19 protein-coding genes are annotated in these 16,264 nt (G+C 47.2%); all 19 read left to right on the top strand.

Features of this window, described 5'->3' with window-relative positions:
- The first annotated feature begins 87 nt into the window (after window positions 1–87).
- Window positions 88–468: a desulfoferrodoxin family protein gene (locus ATORI0001_RS01860; RefSeq protein WP_003148439.1), complete on the top strand. Its 381-nt coding sequence runs from the start codon at window positions 88–90 to the stop codon at window positions 466–468.
- A gap of 168 nt (window positions 469–636) precedes the next feature.
- Window positions 637–2,436 carry a carbon-nitrogen hydrolase family protein gene (locus ATORI0001_RS01855; protein ID WP_003148772.1) on the top strand — a complete coding sequence of 600 codons (1,800 nt, stop codon included), beginning with the start codon at window positions 637–639 and terminating at the stop codon, window positions 2,434–2,436.
- A gap of 55 nt (window positions 2,437–2,491) precedes the next feature.
- Window positions 2,492–2,995, top strand: a complete 504-nt coding sequence (gene ruvC, locus ATORI0001_RS01850; RefSeq protein ID WP_003148708.1) for a crossover junction endodeoxyribonuclease RuvC — start codon at window positions 2,492–2,494, stop codon at window positions 2,993–2,995.
- Window positions 2,992–3,627 (top strand): Holliday junction branch migration protein RuvA, encoded by a 636-nt coding sequence (gene ruvA, locus ATORI0001_RS01845; protein ID WP_003148702.1) that lies wholly within the window; start codon window positions 2,992–2,994, stop codon window positions 3,625–3,627. Before ruvC ends, ruvA begins: the two co-directional genes overlap by 4 nt.
- Window positions 3,627–4,700: a Holliday junction branch migration DNA helicase RuvB gene (gene ruvB / locus ATORI0001_RS01840; protein WP_003148782.1), complete on the top strand. Its 1,074-nt coding sequence runs from the start codon at window positions 3,627–3,629 to the stop codon at window positions 4,698–4,700. Before ruvA ends, ruvB begins: the two co-directional genes overlap by 1 nt.
- A gap of 8 nt (window positions 4,701–4,708) precedes the next feature.
- Window positions 4,709–5,107 (top strand): hypothetical protein, encoded by a 399-nt coding sequence (locus ATORI0001_RS01835; protein ID WP_003148163.1) that lies wholly within the window; start codon window positions 4,709–4,711, stop codon window positions 5,105–5,107.
- A 605-nt stretch (window positions 5,108–5,712) separates the two neighbouring features.
- Window positions 5,713–6,042 carry a WG repeat-containing protein gene (locus tag ATORI0001_RS01830; protein ID WP_003148241.1) on the top strand — a complete coding sequence of 110 codons (330 nt, stop codon included), beginning with the start codon at window positions 5,713–5,715 and terminating at the stop codon, window positions 6,040–6,042.
- 38 nt (window positions 6,043–6,080) lie between these two features.
- Window positions 6,081–6,500, top strand: a complete 420-nt coding sequence (locus tag ATORI0001_RS01825; RefSeq protein ID WP_003148305.1) for a nuclear transport factor 2 family protein — start codon at window positions 6,081–6,083, stop codon at window positions 6,498–6,500.
- Between the two features lie 12 nt (window positions 6,501–6,512).
- Window positions 6,513–7,130: an SAP domain-containing protein gene (locus ATORI0001_RS01820; RefSeq protein WP_003148344.1), complete on the top strand. Its 618-nt coding sequence runs from the start codon at window positions 6,513–6,515 to the stop codon at window positions 7,128–7,130.
- Between the two features lie 108 nt (window positions 7,131–7,238).
- A complete protein-coding gene (locus ATORI0001_RS01815) occupies window positions 7,239–7,403 on the top strand; it encodes a transposon-encoded TnpW family protein (protein ID WP_006627244.1) in 165 nt (54 codons plus the stop codon).
- 142 nt (window positions 7,404–7,545) lie between these two features.
- A complete protein-coding gene (locus ATORI0001_RS01810) occupies window positions 7,546–8,382 on the top strand; it encodes a WG repeat-containing protein (protein ID WP_003148346.1) in 837 nt (278 codons plus the stop codon).
- A 26-nt stretch (window positions 8,383–8,408) separates the two neighbouring features.
- Window positions 8,409–8,585, top strand: a complete 177-nt coding sequence (locus ATORI0001_RS07805; protein ID WP_003148400.1) for a hypothetical protein — start codon at window positions 8,409–8,411, stop codon at window positions 8,583–8,585.
- A 14-nt stretch (window positions 8,586–8,599) separates the two neighbouring features.
- On the top strand, window positions 8,600–9,025 hold the full coding sequence (locus ATORI0001_RS01805) for a VOC family protein (protein WP_003148737.1): 426 nt from the start codon (window positions 8,600–8,602) through the stop codon (window positions 9,023–9,025).
- A 1,046-nt stretch (window positions 9,026–10,071) separates the two neighbouring features.
- Window positions 10,072–10,509, top strand: coding sequence for a division/cell wall cluster transcriptional repressor MraZ (locus ATORI0001_RS01800; protein WP_003148446.1), 438 nt, complete (start codon window positions 10,072–10,074; stop codon window positions 10,507–10,509).
- A 32-nt stretch (window positions 10,510–10,541) separates the two neighbouring features.
- Window positions 10,542–11,513, top strand: coding sequence for a 16S rRNA (cytosine(1402)-N(4))-methyltransferase RsmH (gene rsmH / locus ATORI0001_RS01795; RefSeq protein ID WP_040324475.1), 972 nt, complete (start codon window positions 10,542–10,544; stop codon window positions 11,511–11,513).
- Between the two features lie 5 nt (window positions 11,514–11,518).
- Complete coding sequence (locus tag ATORI0001_RS01790; RefSeq protein WP_003148300.1) at window positions 11,519–11,944, top strand: cell division protein FtsL; 426 nt, start codon at window positions 11,519–11,521, stop codon at window positions 11,942–11,944.
- Between the two features lie 10 nt (window positions 11,945–11,954).
- Window positions 11,955–13,766 (top strand): peptidoglycan D,D-transpeptidase FtsI family protein, encoded by a 1,812-nt coding sequence (locus ATORI0001_RS01785; protein WP_003148349.1) that lies wholly within the window; start codon window positions 11,955–11,957, stop codon window positions 13,764–13,766.
- Between the two features lie 12 nt (window positions 13,767–13,778).
- On the top strand, window positions 13,779–15,215 hold the full coding sequence (locus ATORI0001_RS01780) for a UDP-N-acetylmuramoyl-tripeptide--D-alanyl-D-alanine ligase (protein WP_003148150.1): 1,437 nt from the start codon (window positions 13,779–13,781) through the stop codon (window positions 15,213–15,215).
- Complete coding sequence (gene mraY / locus ATORI0001_RS01775; RefSeq protein WP_003148761.1) at window positions 15,215–16,246, top strand: phospho-N-acetylmuramoyl-pentapeptide-transferase; 1,032 nt, start codon at window positions 15,215–15,217, stop codon at window positions 16,244–16,246. The genes ATORI0001_RS01780 and mraY overlap by 1 nt, the downstream gene beginning before the upstream one ends.
- Window positions 16,247–16,264: the final 18 nt, after the last annotated feature.

Genomic DNA, 16,264 nt, shown 5'->3' with positions numbered 1-16,264 from the left:
GCATTTGCGATTGAGAATCTAAGGTATGGGGAATACTGTTGAAGTAATCATCGCTTGCATTGAGCGGTGTCAAGGAGAGGAGAAAAAATGGCAGAGGCCAAGTTTTACCGTTGTGAGCACTGTGGAGCTATCGTATATGTTGTTGAGGATAAAGGGGTTACTCCATCTTGCTGTGGTGAGCCAATGACACTTCTTAAGGCCAATACAACTGACGGTGCTACAGAAAAGCACGTTCCGGTTGTTTCTCGTGATGGCTTTAAGCTAACCGTTAAGGTTGGCGAGGTTGCGCATCCTATGCTTCCTGAGCACTATATTGTGTTCATTGCTCTTGAAACAGAGCAGGGTATAAATCTGAAGCGCTTGAACCCAGGTGAGACACCTGAGGCTCACTTTGCACTTCCCGAAAACCAGGGTGGCGTTGCGTACGAGTTTTGTAACCTGCATGGTCTTTGGAAGGCAGAGTTCTAAGGTTTGGCATGATTTTCTCGCAACAATACGTGCGTTAATAATGCGTGCGTTTCGTGTTTTATGTACGCGCATTACGTGTTTTCTTAAGAGCTGTAGAAAGTACAGCTCTTTTTTATTGCTTTTGGGCATACTTGTTTTGTTGTGGTAGAGCGCGAAAGAGAGTGAACCATGAGAGTTGCCATTGCACAAATGAATACCCATACCGGAGCCTTGTCGGAAACATGTGAGCGAATGCTTGCGTATGCTTGTCGCGCACAAGAGGGGGATGCGGATCTTGTTATATATCCGGCTCCAACCCTCACCGGTCTTATGGCGCTCAGTGATGCCACGATTGACGACTTCCTCGGAGATCTTTTTACGGCCTTGCAGGCACTTGCTGAAAAGCTCCCGATACCGGCGCTTATACCGGTGGTTGTGCAAAAGGATGGAGAACTTCTCCAAGAAGCCATGTTTCTTCGAAAAGGACATGTAACGCCCCTGCGTCTTGCAGCGGAAATTGCCCATCTCAGTGCTTTGACACGAGGTTCTCTTACAGATGCCGCTGCAAAAATGATGGGTTTTGGTGATTTGAGTTTTGATTTACCCTGCTTTGAAATGCAGGATTTTTCTATAGGCGTTGCCTTCACCTATCAAGAGCTTAATGCGTGGAAAGATACAGATCAGTCGGCAGATATCCTGCTCTACCTCAGTTCGTTGGGGTATATCCTCCATGACAAAAACACGGCTATGGGGCTTCACGCAGAAAATAGCCGCTTTGTCTCAGATACCAATGAGCTGGGTACGTGGATTGTCGCTGCCAATCCTGTTGGCCTTTATGGTACGCACGTGTACATTGGATCAAGTTTTGTTATGACCCCAGATGGTCGGCTGACAAGTTGCGGAAAAGCTTTTGAGGAAGACCTCATTTTTTCCGACCTCTCAAAGCCGTCTGACACGGATACGTCCGTTGCGGAGTCGTCTGTTACGGACACACCTGTTACGGATGTATTTGCCACGGGTGCATCCGTATCTGCTGCGGACGAGCCCGCCAATAAAGCGCATCAAGAGACTTTGAACACGTATGATACGACCGACGTTGCGTGGAAGGCACTTCAGCTGGGACTGACGCAGGCAGTTATCCAGGGAGGCTTTGAGGGCGTCGCCGTTCTTCTCGACAACTCGCTTAATGCCCACGTGGTAGAAGCTCTTGCAAAAAGTGTGCTGAATGAGAAACAGGTGTACATACAGAAATTGCATGCGCATGGCCGGCTGGAGAAGAATGTTGAATACGCGCGTTTGGCTGCGGTTGCTTGCGAGAAGAACCTGCTTGTTTTAGCCACCGAAAATAAGACTGATATTGCTTTGAATCCGAGTGGTGTACATGCTACCGGCTCACTCTATATTCTTGGGGATTTTTATTTGTCTGAAGTAAGAGATCTTGTAGAGCCGGCTTCTTTGGGCAGAGAGACTGAGTTCCAAGAGGCTCCAAGTATGGTCAGTGGGCTAGACGGAGATATGACACCGTTTGCAGATGAGACGGAGCGGGATGCCTTTGTCGATCATGTGTTAACTCAGATGCTTGAGGGAAACAAAAGCGTCAGAAGCCTCCTTTTGAGCGTTGAGCATCCAAAAGTTGCAGAGCGTGTTTGTGAGGCATTTCAAAAGAATACGTTTGCTCGACAGAGTATGCGACCCATTCTTACTTTCTCAAAACATTCGATTGTTGAGGAAAGTTTCCCACTCTTTTCCATGTGGAGAGACACGAGGGCAAGTGAAGTACCAAGGCAGGATACCTCCACTCTTTTTGATGGGCTACGTTCATCGGCGGAACACACCTTTTCAAATTCAGTACCCGATCAAATGGAGGCGCCTTCTCCTGAAAGCGTTCAGGAAATCCTTGAATACCTGCGTGAATTCTCAGGTCTTGAAGGGGCGGGTGTCATGTTCGGCGTGCCAAAAATGTGGCGGGGGCCGTTTTCGGAAAACTAATACAATCTCTGTGATAAAATGGAACGAACGTTCTTATTGTCTCTAAGGAGGTGCTGTGGTAATTTTAGGAGTCGACCCGGGTCTTGCACATACCGGTTGGGGCATTGTTGAAACTCGCGGGTCGGTGTGCCGCGCTCGCGCCTACGGTTGTGTGGAGACAAAGGCTCATGAGCCTATCGATATGCGTCTTGGTAGAATTTACGATGAACTTTCTCGGGTTATCCAAAAATATGAACCCACGGCGCTTTCCATTGAAGGTATTTACTTTGGGCAAAATGTTCGCTCCGCCATTCCAACGGCTCAGGCGCGGGGAGCGGCAATCGTTGCGTGTTCAAAAGCCGGCCTGACCGTGGGAGAATACACGCCTATGCAGATTAAGCAGGCCGTCGTTGGGACGGGTTCCGCTGATAAGGCCCAGGTTATGTATATGATTCGTTCCGTTTTGGCTCTCGACCATGAGCCTCATCCCGATCACGCCGCAGACGCACTGGCGGCAGCAGTGTGTCATGCAAATCTCACAAGAACGGAAGAGCTTGGCAAAAGGAGAATCCGTCTATGATTGTGCAACTTACCGGAACACTACTTTCTGTTTCGCCATCTCTTGTGGTTCTTGACGTCAACGGCGTTGGGTATGAACTTGGCGTTTCGGCTAACACCGCGGCGTCTCTTCCTCAGGCAGGAGAAGCGGGCGTTACCGTTCTTACGCGGATGGTGGTGAGAGAAGATGCCATGGAGCTCTATGGATTTTCTTCGCGAGAAGAACGTGCTCTTTTTGATCGCTTGCGTGCCATTTCCGGTATTGGTGCTAAGCTCGCGCTTTCCGTTCTTTCAACGTTTACACCCCAGCAGCTTGCAAGTGTGGTGGCCTCTGAAGACGTAACCCGCATGACACAGGTTGCGGGACTCGGAAAGAAAAAAGCCGGCAGGATGCTTGTTGAACTTTCGGATGTTTTTGCAAAAGATGCAGAGCTCAGAAACCTTGTGGGTCTTTCTGGTCTATCGGATACAAACGTGTCGGGAGGACTTTCCGCTCATACGTCGCTTGACGATGAAGTAACGGAAGCTCTTCTCGCCATGGGATTTACCTCGCAAGAAGCCGCTTTGGCTCTTGAGGGTAGGCAAGAGGCGGGTGCTCTTTCCATTGAGAAGGCCATGAGCTATGCACTTCGTCGTCTAGGAAGTGGTAACTAATGTGGGAAGCGGACGCAGGGGATTTGTTTGGAAAGTCATCTCCACAACAAACCCATCAAAGAACTCAAAAATCAAATCGGATGGTTTCTGGCGAACTCGGTCCTGAAGACATTGAGCAGGAACGGTCTTTGAGACCAAAGACGCTTGATGAATACCTTGGGCAGTCGCGCGTAAAAGAGAACCTTCGAGTTCTTATTCAGGCTGCAAAAAAGAGGGATGAACCGCTTGACCACGTTATTTTCTCGGGCCCTCCGGGATTGGGCAAAACAACACTTGCCGGTGTCCTTGCAGGCGAGATGAATTCAAAACTTCATACTACTTCTGGTCCCGCTATTGAAAGAACGGGAGATTTAGCGGCCATTCTTACAAACTTGGAGGAGGGGGACATCCTTTTTATTGATGAGATTCACCGCTTAAATCATCAAGTTGAAGAAGTTCTCTATCCTGCCATGGAAGATTTCTTTTTGGATATTGTTATTGGCAAAGGCCCGGCTGCCCGCTCAATCAGACTTGATATTCCACGTTTCACTCTGGTAGCGGCAACTACAAGAACTGGTCTTTTAACGGGTCCTTTGCGTGATCGCTTTGGTATTGCGTACCGCCTTGACTATTACTCCGTTGAGGAGCTCAAAACTATTGTTTTGCGTTCGGCTACCATCTTAGATGTTTCCATTGACGAGCAGGGGGCTCTGGAAATTGCTTCTCGCTCTCGCGGTACACCTCGTTTGGCTAACCGTCTTTTGAAGCGAGTCCGTGACTATGCTCAGGTTAAGGCAGGCGGAATGATTACATGGGAAATTGCTGCTCAGGCTCTGTCATTTTTTGATATTGATGAGCTGGGGCTTGATGCTATGGACGTCAGCGTGCTTCGCGCGCTGTGTCAGACGTTTCACGGTCGTCCGGTTGGTCTTACGACGCTTGCGAGTGCTGTTTCGGAAGATCCTTCTACACTTGAAGATGTGTATGAGCCATTTTTGTTACAGCAAGGTCTTATTATCAGAACGCCGCAGGGACGCCAAGCCACCCAGAGTGCGTTCAATCATTTGAGTATACCGTTCCCCTCACAACGTTAGGATTTTATATGTTGCAGCGTGATTACATACTTGAGATTATTGCTGACTTTAGCAGAGCTGTTACGCAAGCCCTCAAACAGGCATACGATACCAAAGATCCCAAATCTTTGGAGATAGTTGAGCAACAAGTTGCAGAGCTTATCGATTTGTCTCCTGAGACTGCATGCGCTCTCGCTCCGGATTCGCTGGTAACAATGATGCTTCTGTCAGGAGTAGCGGATTCCGTGGCAGAGTATGTGAGTTATGCACTTGAACGTGCTTCTCGCATATATGATCAACTGGGAAATACTGACGCATCAGGTCTTCGGCATCTTCAGGCACAAGCCGTAGCAGAATCGTTCAACTGTGATCCGAGTGCCGTACCAAAAGAGTTTGCTGAACTTGAAGCTGAGTGTTTTGAAAAGTAACTTTGGCAGTACCGCTTGCACCGATTACTACCGCTCACGCCGCTTTTTGCCGTCTATAAGAGTTTTTACTACCGCTTACCTTTTTCATAGCCGGATGTGGCATTCTCTTTCTATACTCAAATTAAGAGAGTTTTGCTAAAAAGTCTTTAGCGAGAAGGGATCTTTATGGTAGGACAAATTCGGATTACTTCAAATCAAATACGCTCCTGTGCAAGAAAGTAGCGCCAATAGCAAGGTTAAGTGAATGAAGTAATCTCTCGTATGGATTCCCTTCTTTCACAATTTCAAAGATAGAGGAATTCGCTATCTAAGCTTATATGGAGCATTTTGGTGAACTTCGTTCCGGCTTTGTAAAAGCACAAGAACTATCGACGAGATTACACAAGCCCTTGATGTAATCGCGCTCTCTCTTGAAGAGACCGATGTTCAGATTGCAGCACAGTTTCGCGGCTAGTTATTTAGTTTATTAAACATAGTTTTAAAGAGAGCCGCTTGTAGGAATCTATGAGTAGCCTCTTTTAAAAAGGAACGTCTGTGAGACCAAATCTTTGACTACTTAACCTTGAGCCTATTCTAAAGCAACGCAGTATTCCAAAGGAGCTCTCATGATTGACAGAAGAAAGTTCTTATCTATAGGTCTCATTGGACTCTCAAGTGTTGCTCTTTCTTCCTGTTCTCTTACAGGTTACTACGATGATAAGAAGTACGGCATTATTGACACTACGGGTACCTGGATCATAAAGCCGAAATTTGGTTGGATATCTGACTCCGTTAAAGGACTCTGCACAGCTTTACTTTCCAGAGACGATGATTCGCTTTGTGGAATTGTTGATCTTTCGGGTAGGTGGGTAATAGAGCCAGGAACATTCAAAGCAACTAACACAGGTAAAACGGAACGAGTTAGACCTATAAAATCAAGCGAAAAAATGGTATAATATTAAACAAGTATTTGATTTTGGAGGTGCTTAAATTCATGGATGAAAGAGAGAAAATCATTCGTTTATGGTTTGATATGTGGCTTACACAACAAGACTTAGGAATAGATGATATTTTTTTGGATGATGTGATTTATATTGAGAGTTGGTGTCCTAAGTATGAAAATCGGCAAACAGTAAAGCACTGGTTTAATGAGTGGAATACAAGAGGAAAAGTTCTTGCGTGGGATATAAAGCAATTTTTTCATAAGGATAATCAAACTATTGTAGAATGGCACTTCAAAAATAAAATGAATGAGGGGAAAGTTGAAGAATTTGACGGTATCTCTTTGATTGTTTGGACAGCCGATAATAAGATAAAAGCGTTGAAAGAGTTTGGTTGTAATTGTAACAACTACAATCCTTACAAAGAGAGTGAAACACCCTCATTTAGAGATGAAAAAGTAAATTGGTTTTGAGGAGATAAAAAATTGATAGAAAGTAGACCTGAGTTTGACAAAATTACATCGTTTGATGAATTTACTAAATACTATTGGTATCGTGAAGAACTTTCACAGATATGCAAGTCATTAGGATTAGAATATAGAGGTACAAAACAGGAACTCAATTATATTATTGAGCAATACTTTAAGGGTAATTTGATTAAAAAATCATCAATAAAAAATGAAAAGAAGCAAGTGGAAAATATTACTTTAGATACACCATTACTTGAATGTGGTTTTTCTTTTAATGCAAAGTTCAGAGAATATTTCGCTGTTTTAACAGGTATCTCACCATTTAAATTTACTGCTGATATGGCAACAGTTTGGAGAAAAGTAAAAAGAGAAAATGATTTGAGTTTTACAATTCAAGATATGCTAAAAGTTTATTATGGGAAATCAGATTATGCAAAGTATGATGATTCGGTTTGTCAATGGAATCAATTTTTAAAGGATTTCTGTGCAGACGAAAATAGTTGCAACTACTCAAACAAATTAAAAGTAGCTTCTATTCTTTGGAAAGAAGTCAGAAATTCAAGAAATGAAAAAATTTATTCAAAGAATCTTTTGACTGAATATGCCGATAAAATAAAAGAGTATTGCAAGTAGGATATTTTTAGCTTGCTAAACTAACAATTCAATAAAAGCTAACACGAAAGCAGTAAATCAAAAAAGGTTTGCTGTTTTTTCTTTGCTTAAAAACGGAAAGGAGGACACATGGAAGAAGAAAAAAGAGTAATAAAAGAACCACAACATAAACAGTTAATAATGGATATTGGAAAAACAAAATACACCGTAAACCTACATTTCAAGCAAGGTACAGGGGAAACATACAAGGATAAAATACTAAAGCTAATCAAGAGAGAAACGGAGAAGATATAAATTTATCAAAAAATTTTGTTTATGTCCTTGATAAATCTTCCCAAACGGTACTTGGGTGATAGAGCCAAGATTCAATCGGATATCTACTCCTGTTAAAGGACTCTGCATAGCTTCACCTTCTGATTCTGTACTTTGCGGAATCGTGAATCTTTCTGGTGAGTGGGTAATAGAGCCGAAGTGGAGAGATGCTGGATGTCTCTCTGAGCTTGATTACTTTGGAGCACAAGATGCTGAGAGTGGTCTTTGGGGCATTGCGAGAAAAGACGGGTCTTGGCAAGCTGAGCCGTATCTTTCAGGAAAGAGTGGTTTTTCACGTATAGGCTATTTCAATCCACACACGCAAATAGCAAAAGCGTGTGATGAAGCATCTGACCTTTGGGGCTTTATAGATGGTTCAGGGGACTGGGTTGTTAAGCCTTTTGCAAAATGGATTAACTATGCAGGAGATGATAAGATTTACGCTGCGTCTCCTGTCGACAGTGCCTTATATGGACTTATCAATATTGAGGGCAGCTGGGTTGTAGAACCTAAGTTTTTGGATTTCGGTGCTTTTGGCAAGACCGGTTATGCCGATGTTATATTGGCTGAAACAAAGCGGTCTGGTCTTGTTGATAAGCAGGGAAACTGGGTTGTAGAGCCAAAATTCTTTGGTATCAGCACTCCCAATAAATCTAACTTTATTCCAGCTAAAGGGTGCACAAAAAGGTCTTCTGACTATTTGCTTTGGGGCTTTATTGATCTCTCCGGTGAGTGGGTGGTAGAGCCTAAATATGCATATATCGGTTCATACAATGAAAAGTGTGATGTAGTTTTTGTCTGTCCAGAAGGAAAGGGGGATCTTTATCGTCTTATAAATTCAAAAGAAGAGTTTGTATCCGATGTGCGCTTCTCCTATATTTCTCCTAAATTTTCAGATGAAGGCTACTGCTATGCAAGACCTTACAAACTGAAAAAACCTCAGAAAAGTAGAAGCATGTGAGTTTACAGTGAACCCTCAGGGTTGGAATGAGTATCAAATTTTACGTCTCTTATCTAACCGCAAATCCCGTGAGTCTTTTTAGGATTATTTGTGTGGGAATCGTTGCTTTTGGCGTGTTGGGAACTTTAGTATATGTAGGAGCCCGCCACATGAAAGCAACCGCCGACGAACGCGATCCGTTTGGTAGCAGTGCTGGAAAGTAAGAAGAAGGGAAGCAATGATGCCAGAGAAAGATCTGACTCGCGTTGTGTCAAAAACTCCGTCAGACGTTTCATCAACAGAAAACCCTGTTGAGCTTTTTGGAATGTATGTGGCACATGTCGGCATCAATGCATGTGATGCTCATGAAGCAGAGGACATCGCCGACAGGTTTTCTATTCTCATGGGCCTTCCCAAAAAAGAGATGGAACCCTCGTTTTTCTCGGGAACCCTTGTTGAAATCATGAAGCAAAATGGTCGTGGCGAGAAAGGCCACATTGGTTTTCACGTGGACGATCTGCCTGCGGCAGAAAAGTGGTTTGAGGCGCGCGGATTTGAGATAGACGAATCTTCCAGACGTCTTTTGCCCGATGGAGGCACATTTCTTGTGTACTTCAAAAAACAGATTGCAGGCTTTGCCATTCACCTAACCGTTGCTCAATAAGGGTTGCCAGTGGTTGTATAAACACTGCCGGCTCTTGCGTATCATGTGCGATTGACGGGTGCGCGCATAGAGCAAGTTCAAAAGTTACTCGGTTTTGCATATTCTTTCTCGGAGTATGCACTCTTATGAATACACTTATTTGAGGTTTTCATTTATAGGGGCTCCTGTACATCGTCTGGATCACGTTTCTAAAGATGGCCTGACGCCAACATTTAAGACACGATCCAACCAAATACACCAGTAAACGAGATTCTTCTCGCGATTGCTTTAAACTTATGGTTTACGGGTGGTTTTTGGAAGCAAAACGTGTGTTTAGTGGTGGTTTCTCGTCAATTTGGGCGTTTAGTGGTGAATCAAAACGCCCGTAAACATCCGATTTGGTACCAATCCGCTGTCTCATATGAAAAGCACAACTAAAGCAAAACGCCTGCCTGCGGATTTGCAGACAGCCGTCGATACGCAATTTCAACGATCCGACAATAAAGCGAGAAGACCTTACCTTGCGAGTATGATCATACTTCCTAGCGCTGCCAAAAATGCGCCAAGTATGGCTTGGACTGCCATACTTACTGTAAGTTTGGTAAATATGAACCATACTTGCTGCAAGTATGGTTAATCGTGCTCAACTTGCTGCAAGTTTGGCAGCGCTGTTCCGGCAGCACCATTATGACGACCCAACTATCGATTGCTTTGCCACACATCTTCAAAACTTGTACATAATTCAAACACAATTCTAAAAACAGTACGTTTGTACTGGTAATCCTGCCCATTGTATAGAAGCGGAGTGCTTTCTACTAGATATTGTGGCTATTTTCAAAAACCAAGTAAGTGAAAGCTACTCATTCGTGGAGCGTCAAAAATAATTTGTGGGGCAAAGTGTTTTCTAGTGTCTAAAAGTGTGGCATTGAGCTATATTTATCTTACGTTCGAATGGCGTATGAGCATTTTGCCAACGACCGCCGCGCACACAAACCTTAAACGCACCCCGCGCGGCATTTTTGGCAAGCGAAAACGCGATGCAGGCAGCACTACGAAAGGAGGAGGACATGCTCACTGGACAGTACCAGCGCTCATTGGACTCCAAGATTCGTGTCACGCTTCCTGCAACACAGCGCAAAGAGCTGGGCGATTCCATAGTGCTCATTCGTCGTGAGAACGCGCTTCATGGGTATTCACCTGAGGCTTACGAGGCATTTGTGGCGTCTATCCCCATGGAGGGAAAAGATCGTCGCCAGGTGGATAGGGCGCTCAGATCTCTCAATGCTCGTGCAACAACGGTTGACATTGACTCGGCCGGCCGCGTGGCACTGGGCAAGATTGACGAGTCCGATCCAAATGCCCGCAAAGAGCTGAGCCTCAAGCGCGATGTCACTATCGTCGGCAACGGTGACCACATTGAGATTTGGGACACCAAGAAGTGGGACGACTACTTCAATGCCGACAGCGGTGTCGAAGCACTTGAGAATCTCATCTTTGGCATGTAATCCGAGGCGAGAAGAACGTGGAGCAGTGCAACTTGACAGTTGAATATCGGCACCAACCTGTGATGCTCGCTGAAGTACTTCAGCAACTCAATCCAAAACCGGGAGAAATTGTGTGCGACTGCACGCTGGGCGGGGCAGGACACACGGTAGAACTTGCAAAGCGCATTGTGCCCGACGGCTTGTCCATTGGAATCGATCAAGACGACATGGCACATGAAGCCGCAGCCGCTCGAATAGCCAAAGAGGTTCCGACAGCGGAGTTCTTACCTCTTAAAGGTAACTTTGGAGATTTGGATACTTTGCTTGTTTCCGCAGAGGTTCCTGGAGTGGATTGCTTTCTGTTTGACATCGGCGTGTCATCACCGCAGCTTGATATCCCCGAGCGGGGTTTTTCGTATCACGAAGATGCCCCGTTGGATATGCGCATGGATCCGGGGAAACAAACCCCAACCGCACAAGAGGTCGTCAACACCTATACCGAAGCTGACCTCACCCGAATCCTGCGAGTCTTTGGCGATGAAACGTTTGCGCCGCGGATTGCCCACCGAATCGTGGAAGTTCGCAAGACAGCTCCCATCAAGACAACCTTGCAGCTTGTCGAGGTTATCAAGGCATCAATTCCTGCAGCAGCACGTCGCCATGGAGGACATCCCGCACGCAAAACGTTCCAGGCGTTGCGCATTGAGGTGAATCATGAGCTTGACGTGCTTGAGCGCGGACTTCGCTCTGCGATTGCTTGGGCAAATCCCGGCGGCAGAATTTGTGTGATTGCATATCACTCGCTGGAAGATCGCATCGTGAAGCATGTGTTTTCTGAGCTGAGCCAAGGTTGTATCTGTCCGCCTGATCTTCCCGTTTGTGTGTGTGGGCATGTGCCGATAGTCGATGTTAAGACCAAAAAACCTCTGACGGCAACGTCGGAAGAAATTACGCAAAACCCGAGGGCGAGAAGCGCACTCATGCGTGTGGCGGTAAAACGCAACACCGAAAACGAGAGGATTTAAGCAACATGGCACGCTATACATCAGAGGCGATTGACATAACCTCAGTTGAGAGGGACTATGAACGTCAGCAAACAGTTGCCCGTCCCTCGTTTGAAGTGGTACCCGGCGGTGGGCTTGATGCTCATGCCCGTCGTGGTGTGTCTACTCAGTTTGTTTCTGCCGTAATGATGGTCGTGCTTGCTTTTGCTCTCATTTTTACCATTGGAGTGGGACGCGTTGTGCTTTCAACCATGACAGTCTCAAAGCTTCAGGCAAATAATGAGACGCGTACCGCTTTGCGCCAAATGACGGCAGAAAATGACAATCTTCGCATTTCGCGCTCACTGCTTTCCAGCAACACCCGCATTGAGAAGATTGCAACTCAGAGGTACGGCATGAAACTTTCCGAGAACCGTGCCGTTCTGAATGTAAATAACTCTCCACAGGCGTAACATATACGCCGTGAGTACTACGACGAGAAATAATAACCGCCGAAGGCGGAGGAATGCTCCGGAGGCCTCGTATGACGAGGCCTCTCGTGCACGGTATCGCACGCGTGCAGGCATTGTGGGCAATGCAGCCAGTGACGACAGCCTTTTTGGCCGCCGGTTCAAGGTGCTGTTTGTCGTCATGGGCTTTATAGCGATTGTTATCTTGGGTTTTCTCTTTTTCTACCAGGTTATCAATCAACAGAGCCTTGCAAAAGGTGCCGAGGAGAACCGGAAAAATGTAATACCTCTGCACGCTAAGCGCGGAACCATCTATGACCGAAACGGTAACGTGCTTGCCATGAGTGTTGACTGCAAGGACATCTACTGTAATCCGAAGGAAATTAAAGATCCTGCAGGAGTGGCGCAGGTACTTGCGGATAATCTTGGCGGGAAACCGGGGGATTATCTTGAAGCGCTCAAAAAAGACACTACGTTTTCCTATATCAAGCGCCAAGCCGATAAGACCGCCTCAGCTAAGGTAAAAGCGGTCTTGGAAGAAAAGAAGCTTGCCGGTGTCTATTATGTCGACAATACCAAGCGTGTGTATCCCTACGGAAACGTGGGCGTTCAAATTCTTGGGTATGTTGGCAGCGACGGCAAGGGCATATCCGGCCTTGAATACTACTATGACAAGGAACTTTCAGGAGAAGACGGCTCCATGATTATGGAGACGGGCTTGGGTGGTACACCCATCGCCGGCGGGTCTTCTCAGGTGACCGAAGCAAAAAACGGAAAAGATATCGTACTTTCGCTGGATATTAACCTGCAAGATGAGGCGGAAAAACAACTTACGCAGGCCGTAAAAGACAACGATGCCAAAGATGGTGGTTCGCTGCTTGCCATGAATCCCAAAAACGGCGAGATTTATGCGGCATGCTCCTATCCGCTTCCTGATTTTTCAGGTAAGACCGATCTTGATCCGGATTCGCTCAACTTGAAACTGGTATCTAACTCGTATGAACCCGGCTCCGTGTTTAAGGTGGTAACCACTGCCATCGGAATGGAAAATACGCTTTTTGGACCTGATTCCACGTTTAACGTTCCTCTCACCATTGATGTAGGCGGCCATATTGTTGAGGATGACGATTGGCGCAGTGGCGCCATGGACATGACGGTTACCGAAATGATGCGCAGGTCTTCTAACGTTGGTATGGCGACGCTTGAAACACAGGTCATCGGCGACAAACGATTTGCTCAAGGTCTGGAGGATCTTGGAATTGGTCAGGCAACCGGCATTGATTTTCCCGGAGAAGCAGACGGCATTGTAAAGCCGATTGATAAGTATGAGTCGTATACCGGTGGAAATATGTCATTTGGACAGGGTCTTGCCATTCCGTTTATCCAGGTCACACGTGTGTATGCAGCCGTAGCAAATGGCGGCAACCTCGTAACCCCTCATTTTGCCACCTCCATAGGAGGCAAAGATATTGACTGGCCCGTTAAGGAAGGCGTCCTTTCCAAGACAACCTGCGACGGCGAAAAAGAGATGCTCCGTACGGTCATTCGAGAGGGCACGGGTGTTCGTGCGCAGGTATCAGGGTATGATATTGCCGGTAAAACCGGTACGGGTCAGCAGGTAGATAAGAAGACAAGTGCATACGACAATTCCGGCCATTATGTATCGTCGCTTTGCGGCTTTGCCAATGCGGATGATCCTGATGTTTTGGTGTACGCCGGTCTCAATGATACGCAGCAGTTGGCTTCACAGTCGGCCGCAGTGGTTTTCTCAACGTTTATGAAGTCAGCGGTGACGCAGCTGGAAATTCCACCTGCGAGCCAATAAGTGGGAGGTTGCATGATTTGTATGTCCGCGCGCGACGTAGTTGAGTCTACGGGAGCGATGCTTTTGGTTGAGGGAAAACGCCCACTTGCCGGTGAGGTGGAGATCGATTCTCGCCGTGTGGGCGAAGGCTCGCTTTTTGTTGCATTTGCGGGCGAGAAGGTCGACGGAAACTCCTATATAGATGCCGCACTTGATGCAGGAGCCGCGGTAGTATGCGCAAGTGTAGAGCCGGCTCAGGCCACCCTCGAACACGCCCGTCGTGTTGATGCCACGCTTCTGCGAGCCGAGGGGGATGACTGCGAAGAATTTCTTCTCCGCTTGGCCGGAGCCTGGAGAGCGCTCCATCAGGATTGGACGGTAGTGGCGGTTACCGGCTCCGTTGGTAAGACCACCACGAAAGATATGCTGAGAGCGGGCATTGCAACGCAGAGGCGCGTTCATGCCACCGCCGGTAACCACAACAATCTCATTGGGCTTCCCATGACGATTCTTTCGGCTCCCAAGGATGCCGAGGTCTTGGTCTGTGAATGCGGCATGAACCACAAGGGTGAGATTTTACGCCTGACACGTTGTTGTCGTCCCACAATCGCCGTCATTACCAATGTGGGCACAAGTCACATCGGTCTTCTCGGCAGTCGTGAAAACATCGCTTGCGCTAAGGCAGAGATTGTCGAGGGGATGGAGGCTCACGGCGACATACGTCCTACGCTTATTCTTGAGAGCGGAGGCGATTTTACGTCATTTGTGAGCGAGAAGTTCGCGCGTCCCAAAGGCATTGACGTGGTATGCGTGGGATCTCATGCAGGAGATATTCTGAGAGCCCAGGACGTTACCGTGGGTGAAGAGAGTCTTCCGACCGCAACGTTTGTCACACAAGACGGTTGGAAGAAGACGGTAACGTTTTCGGTACCGGGACGCGTTGCGGTTTCCGATGCACTTATGGCGCTTGAAGCCATTACCCTTTTGGGCTTGGATCGAGACATGGCGCTTGACGCCATTGCTACCATGCCGCCGACACGTATGCGCTTGTCGGTACTGCATGCCGTTTGTGGTGCACGTATTATTGACGATTCGTATAACGCAAGCCCCAGCTCCATGGCAGCGGCTCTTGACGTGCTTTCCCGCATGCCAACGCGTGGCCGCCGCATTGCGATTCTTGGAGAGATCGGGGAGCTGGGTCAAGAAGAGAAGCGCCTGCATGGCTATGTAGGTGCCTATGTTGCCGCAAAGCCCATAGACTTGGTAGTTTTTGTGGGCAAAGATGCCGCCCGCGAGATGGCAGAGGCGGCCAAAACGATGGGTTTGTCAGAGGATGCAATCGAGCTGGTTGAAAGCGTAGAAGATGTGATGAAAATAATTCCGCCTATACTGAAAGATACGGATACGGTTTTGGTAAAAGCATCTCGTGCCGCCGGACTTGATGCGTTTGTAAGGGGAGTTGTTGCATAATGATTGGTAATCCAGCATATCCAACGTATCAGGTCTTTCTTTCTCTTGGCGTCTCGGCGATTATCACGCTTATTGGTATGCCGTTCTTTATACGAATGATGAAGAAGGAAGGCGTCGGCCAGCAGATCCGTGCCGACGGGCCACAGCAGCACCTCAAAAAGCAGGGTACCCCCACCATGGGCGGTACCGTTATGCTTCTTTCGGTTATCCTTACCTGCGTTCTTTGTGCAACGTGGAGTACCGATCTTATTTTGGCCGTGGCAGCCATGTTGTTTACCGGATCGTTGGGTCTGCTTGATGACATTGAATCGGTGGCACATCGCCGATCCCTTGGTCTTACGCCCTCCCAGAAGATGCTGGGGCTTATAACCATCTCCGTCGGTTTTTGTCTTTTAGCGGTCAACGTGCTTGGCATCTCACCGGTGATTTCGTTTCCCGGTGGTTTTGGTATTGATTTGGGAGTCCTCTCTACCATCATTCCGCTTGGAGAAGGCACGCTTCACATCCCGTGGCTCTATATATTCTTCGTTTTTTTGCTTATGGCAGGACTTTCCAATGCGGTCAACCTTACCGACGGGCTTGACGGTCTTGCGGGGGGCTGCACCATGGTGGTCATGCTGGTTATGGCTGCCGTGGCGTTTCGGTATGGCGAGATAAACTTGGCCGTTTTTGCCGCCGCCATTGCAGGCGCGTGTATCGGCTTTTTGTGGTTCAACAGCTACCCGGCGTCCATTTTCATGGGAGACACCGGATCTCTTGCATGGGGAGCAGCGCTGGCCGCACTTGCCGTTCTTACAAAAACCGAGGTAACTTCTTTGGTCATGGGAGGTCTCTTTATTATTGAGGCACTTTCCGTCATCATCCAGGTGGTAAGTTTTAAGCTTACCGGTAAACGAGTTTTTTTGATGGCTCCTTTGCATCACCATTTTGAGAAGCTCGGTTGGAACGAGACAAAGGTTGTCATTCGGTTTTGGATTGTTTCCGGTGCGTTTGCCGCCCTTGGTTTTGCTCTTTATTTTCAGCTCGGATAAATTTGCTGGGGGAGGCAT

The organism is Lancefieldella rimae ATCC 49626 (genome assembly GCF_000174015.1).
In the GTDB taxonomy this organism is placed as follows: Bacteria; Actinomycetota; Coriobacteriia; order Coriobacteriales; family Atopobiaceae; genus Lancefieldella; species Lancefieldella rimae.
The sequence above is the reverse complement of the archived record's forward strand: the minus strand, read 5'-3'. Positions and strand labels throughout refer to the sequence as shown.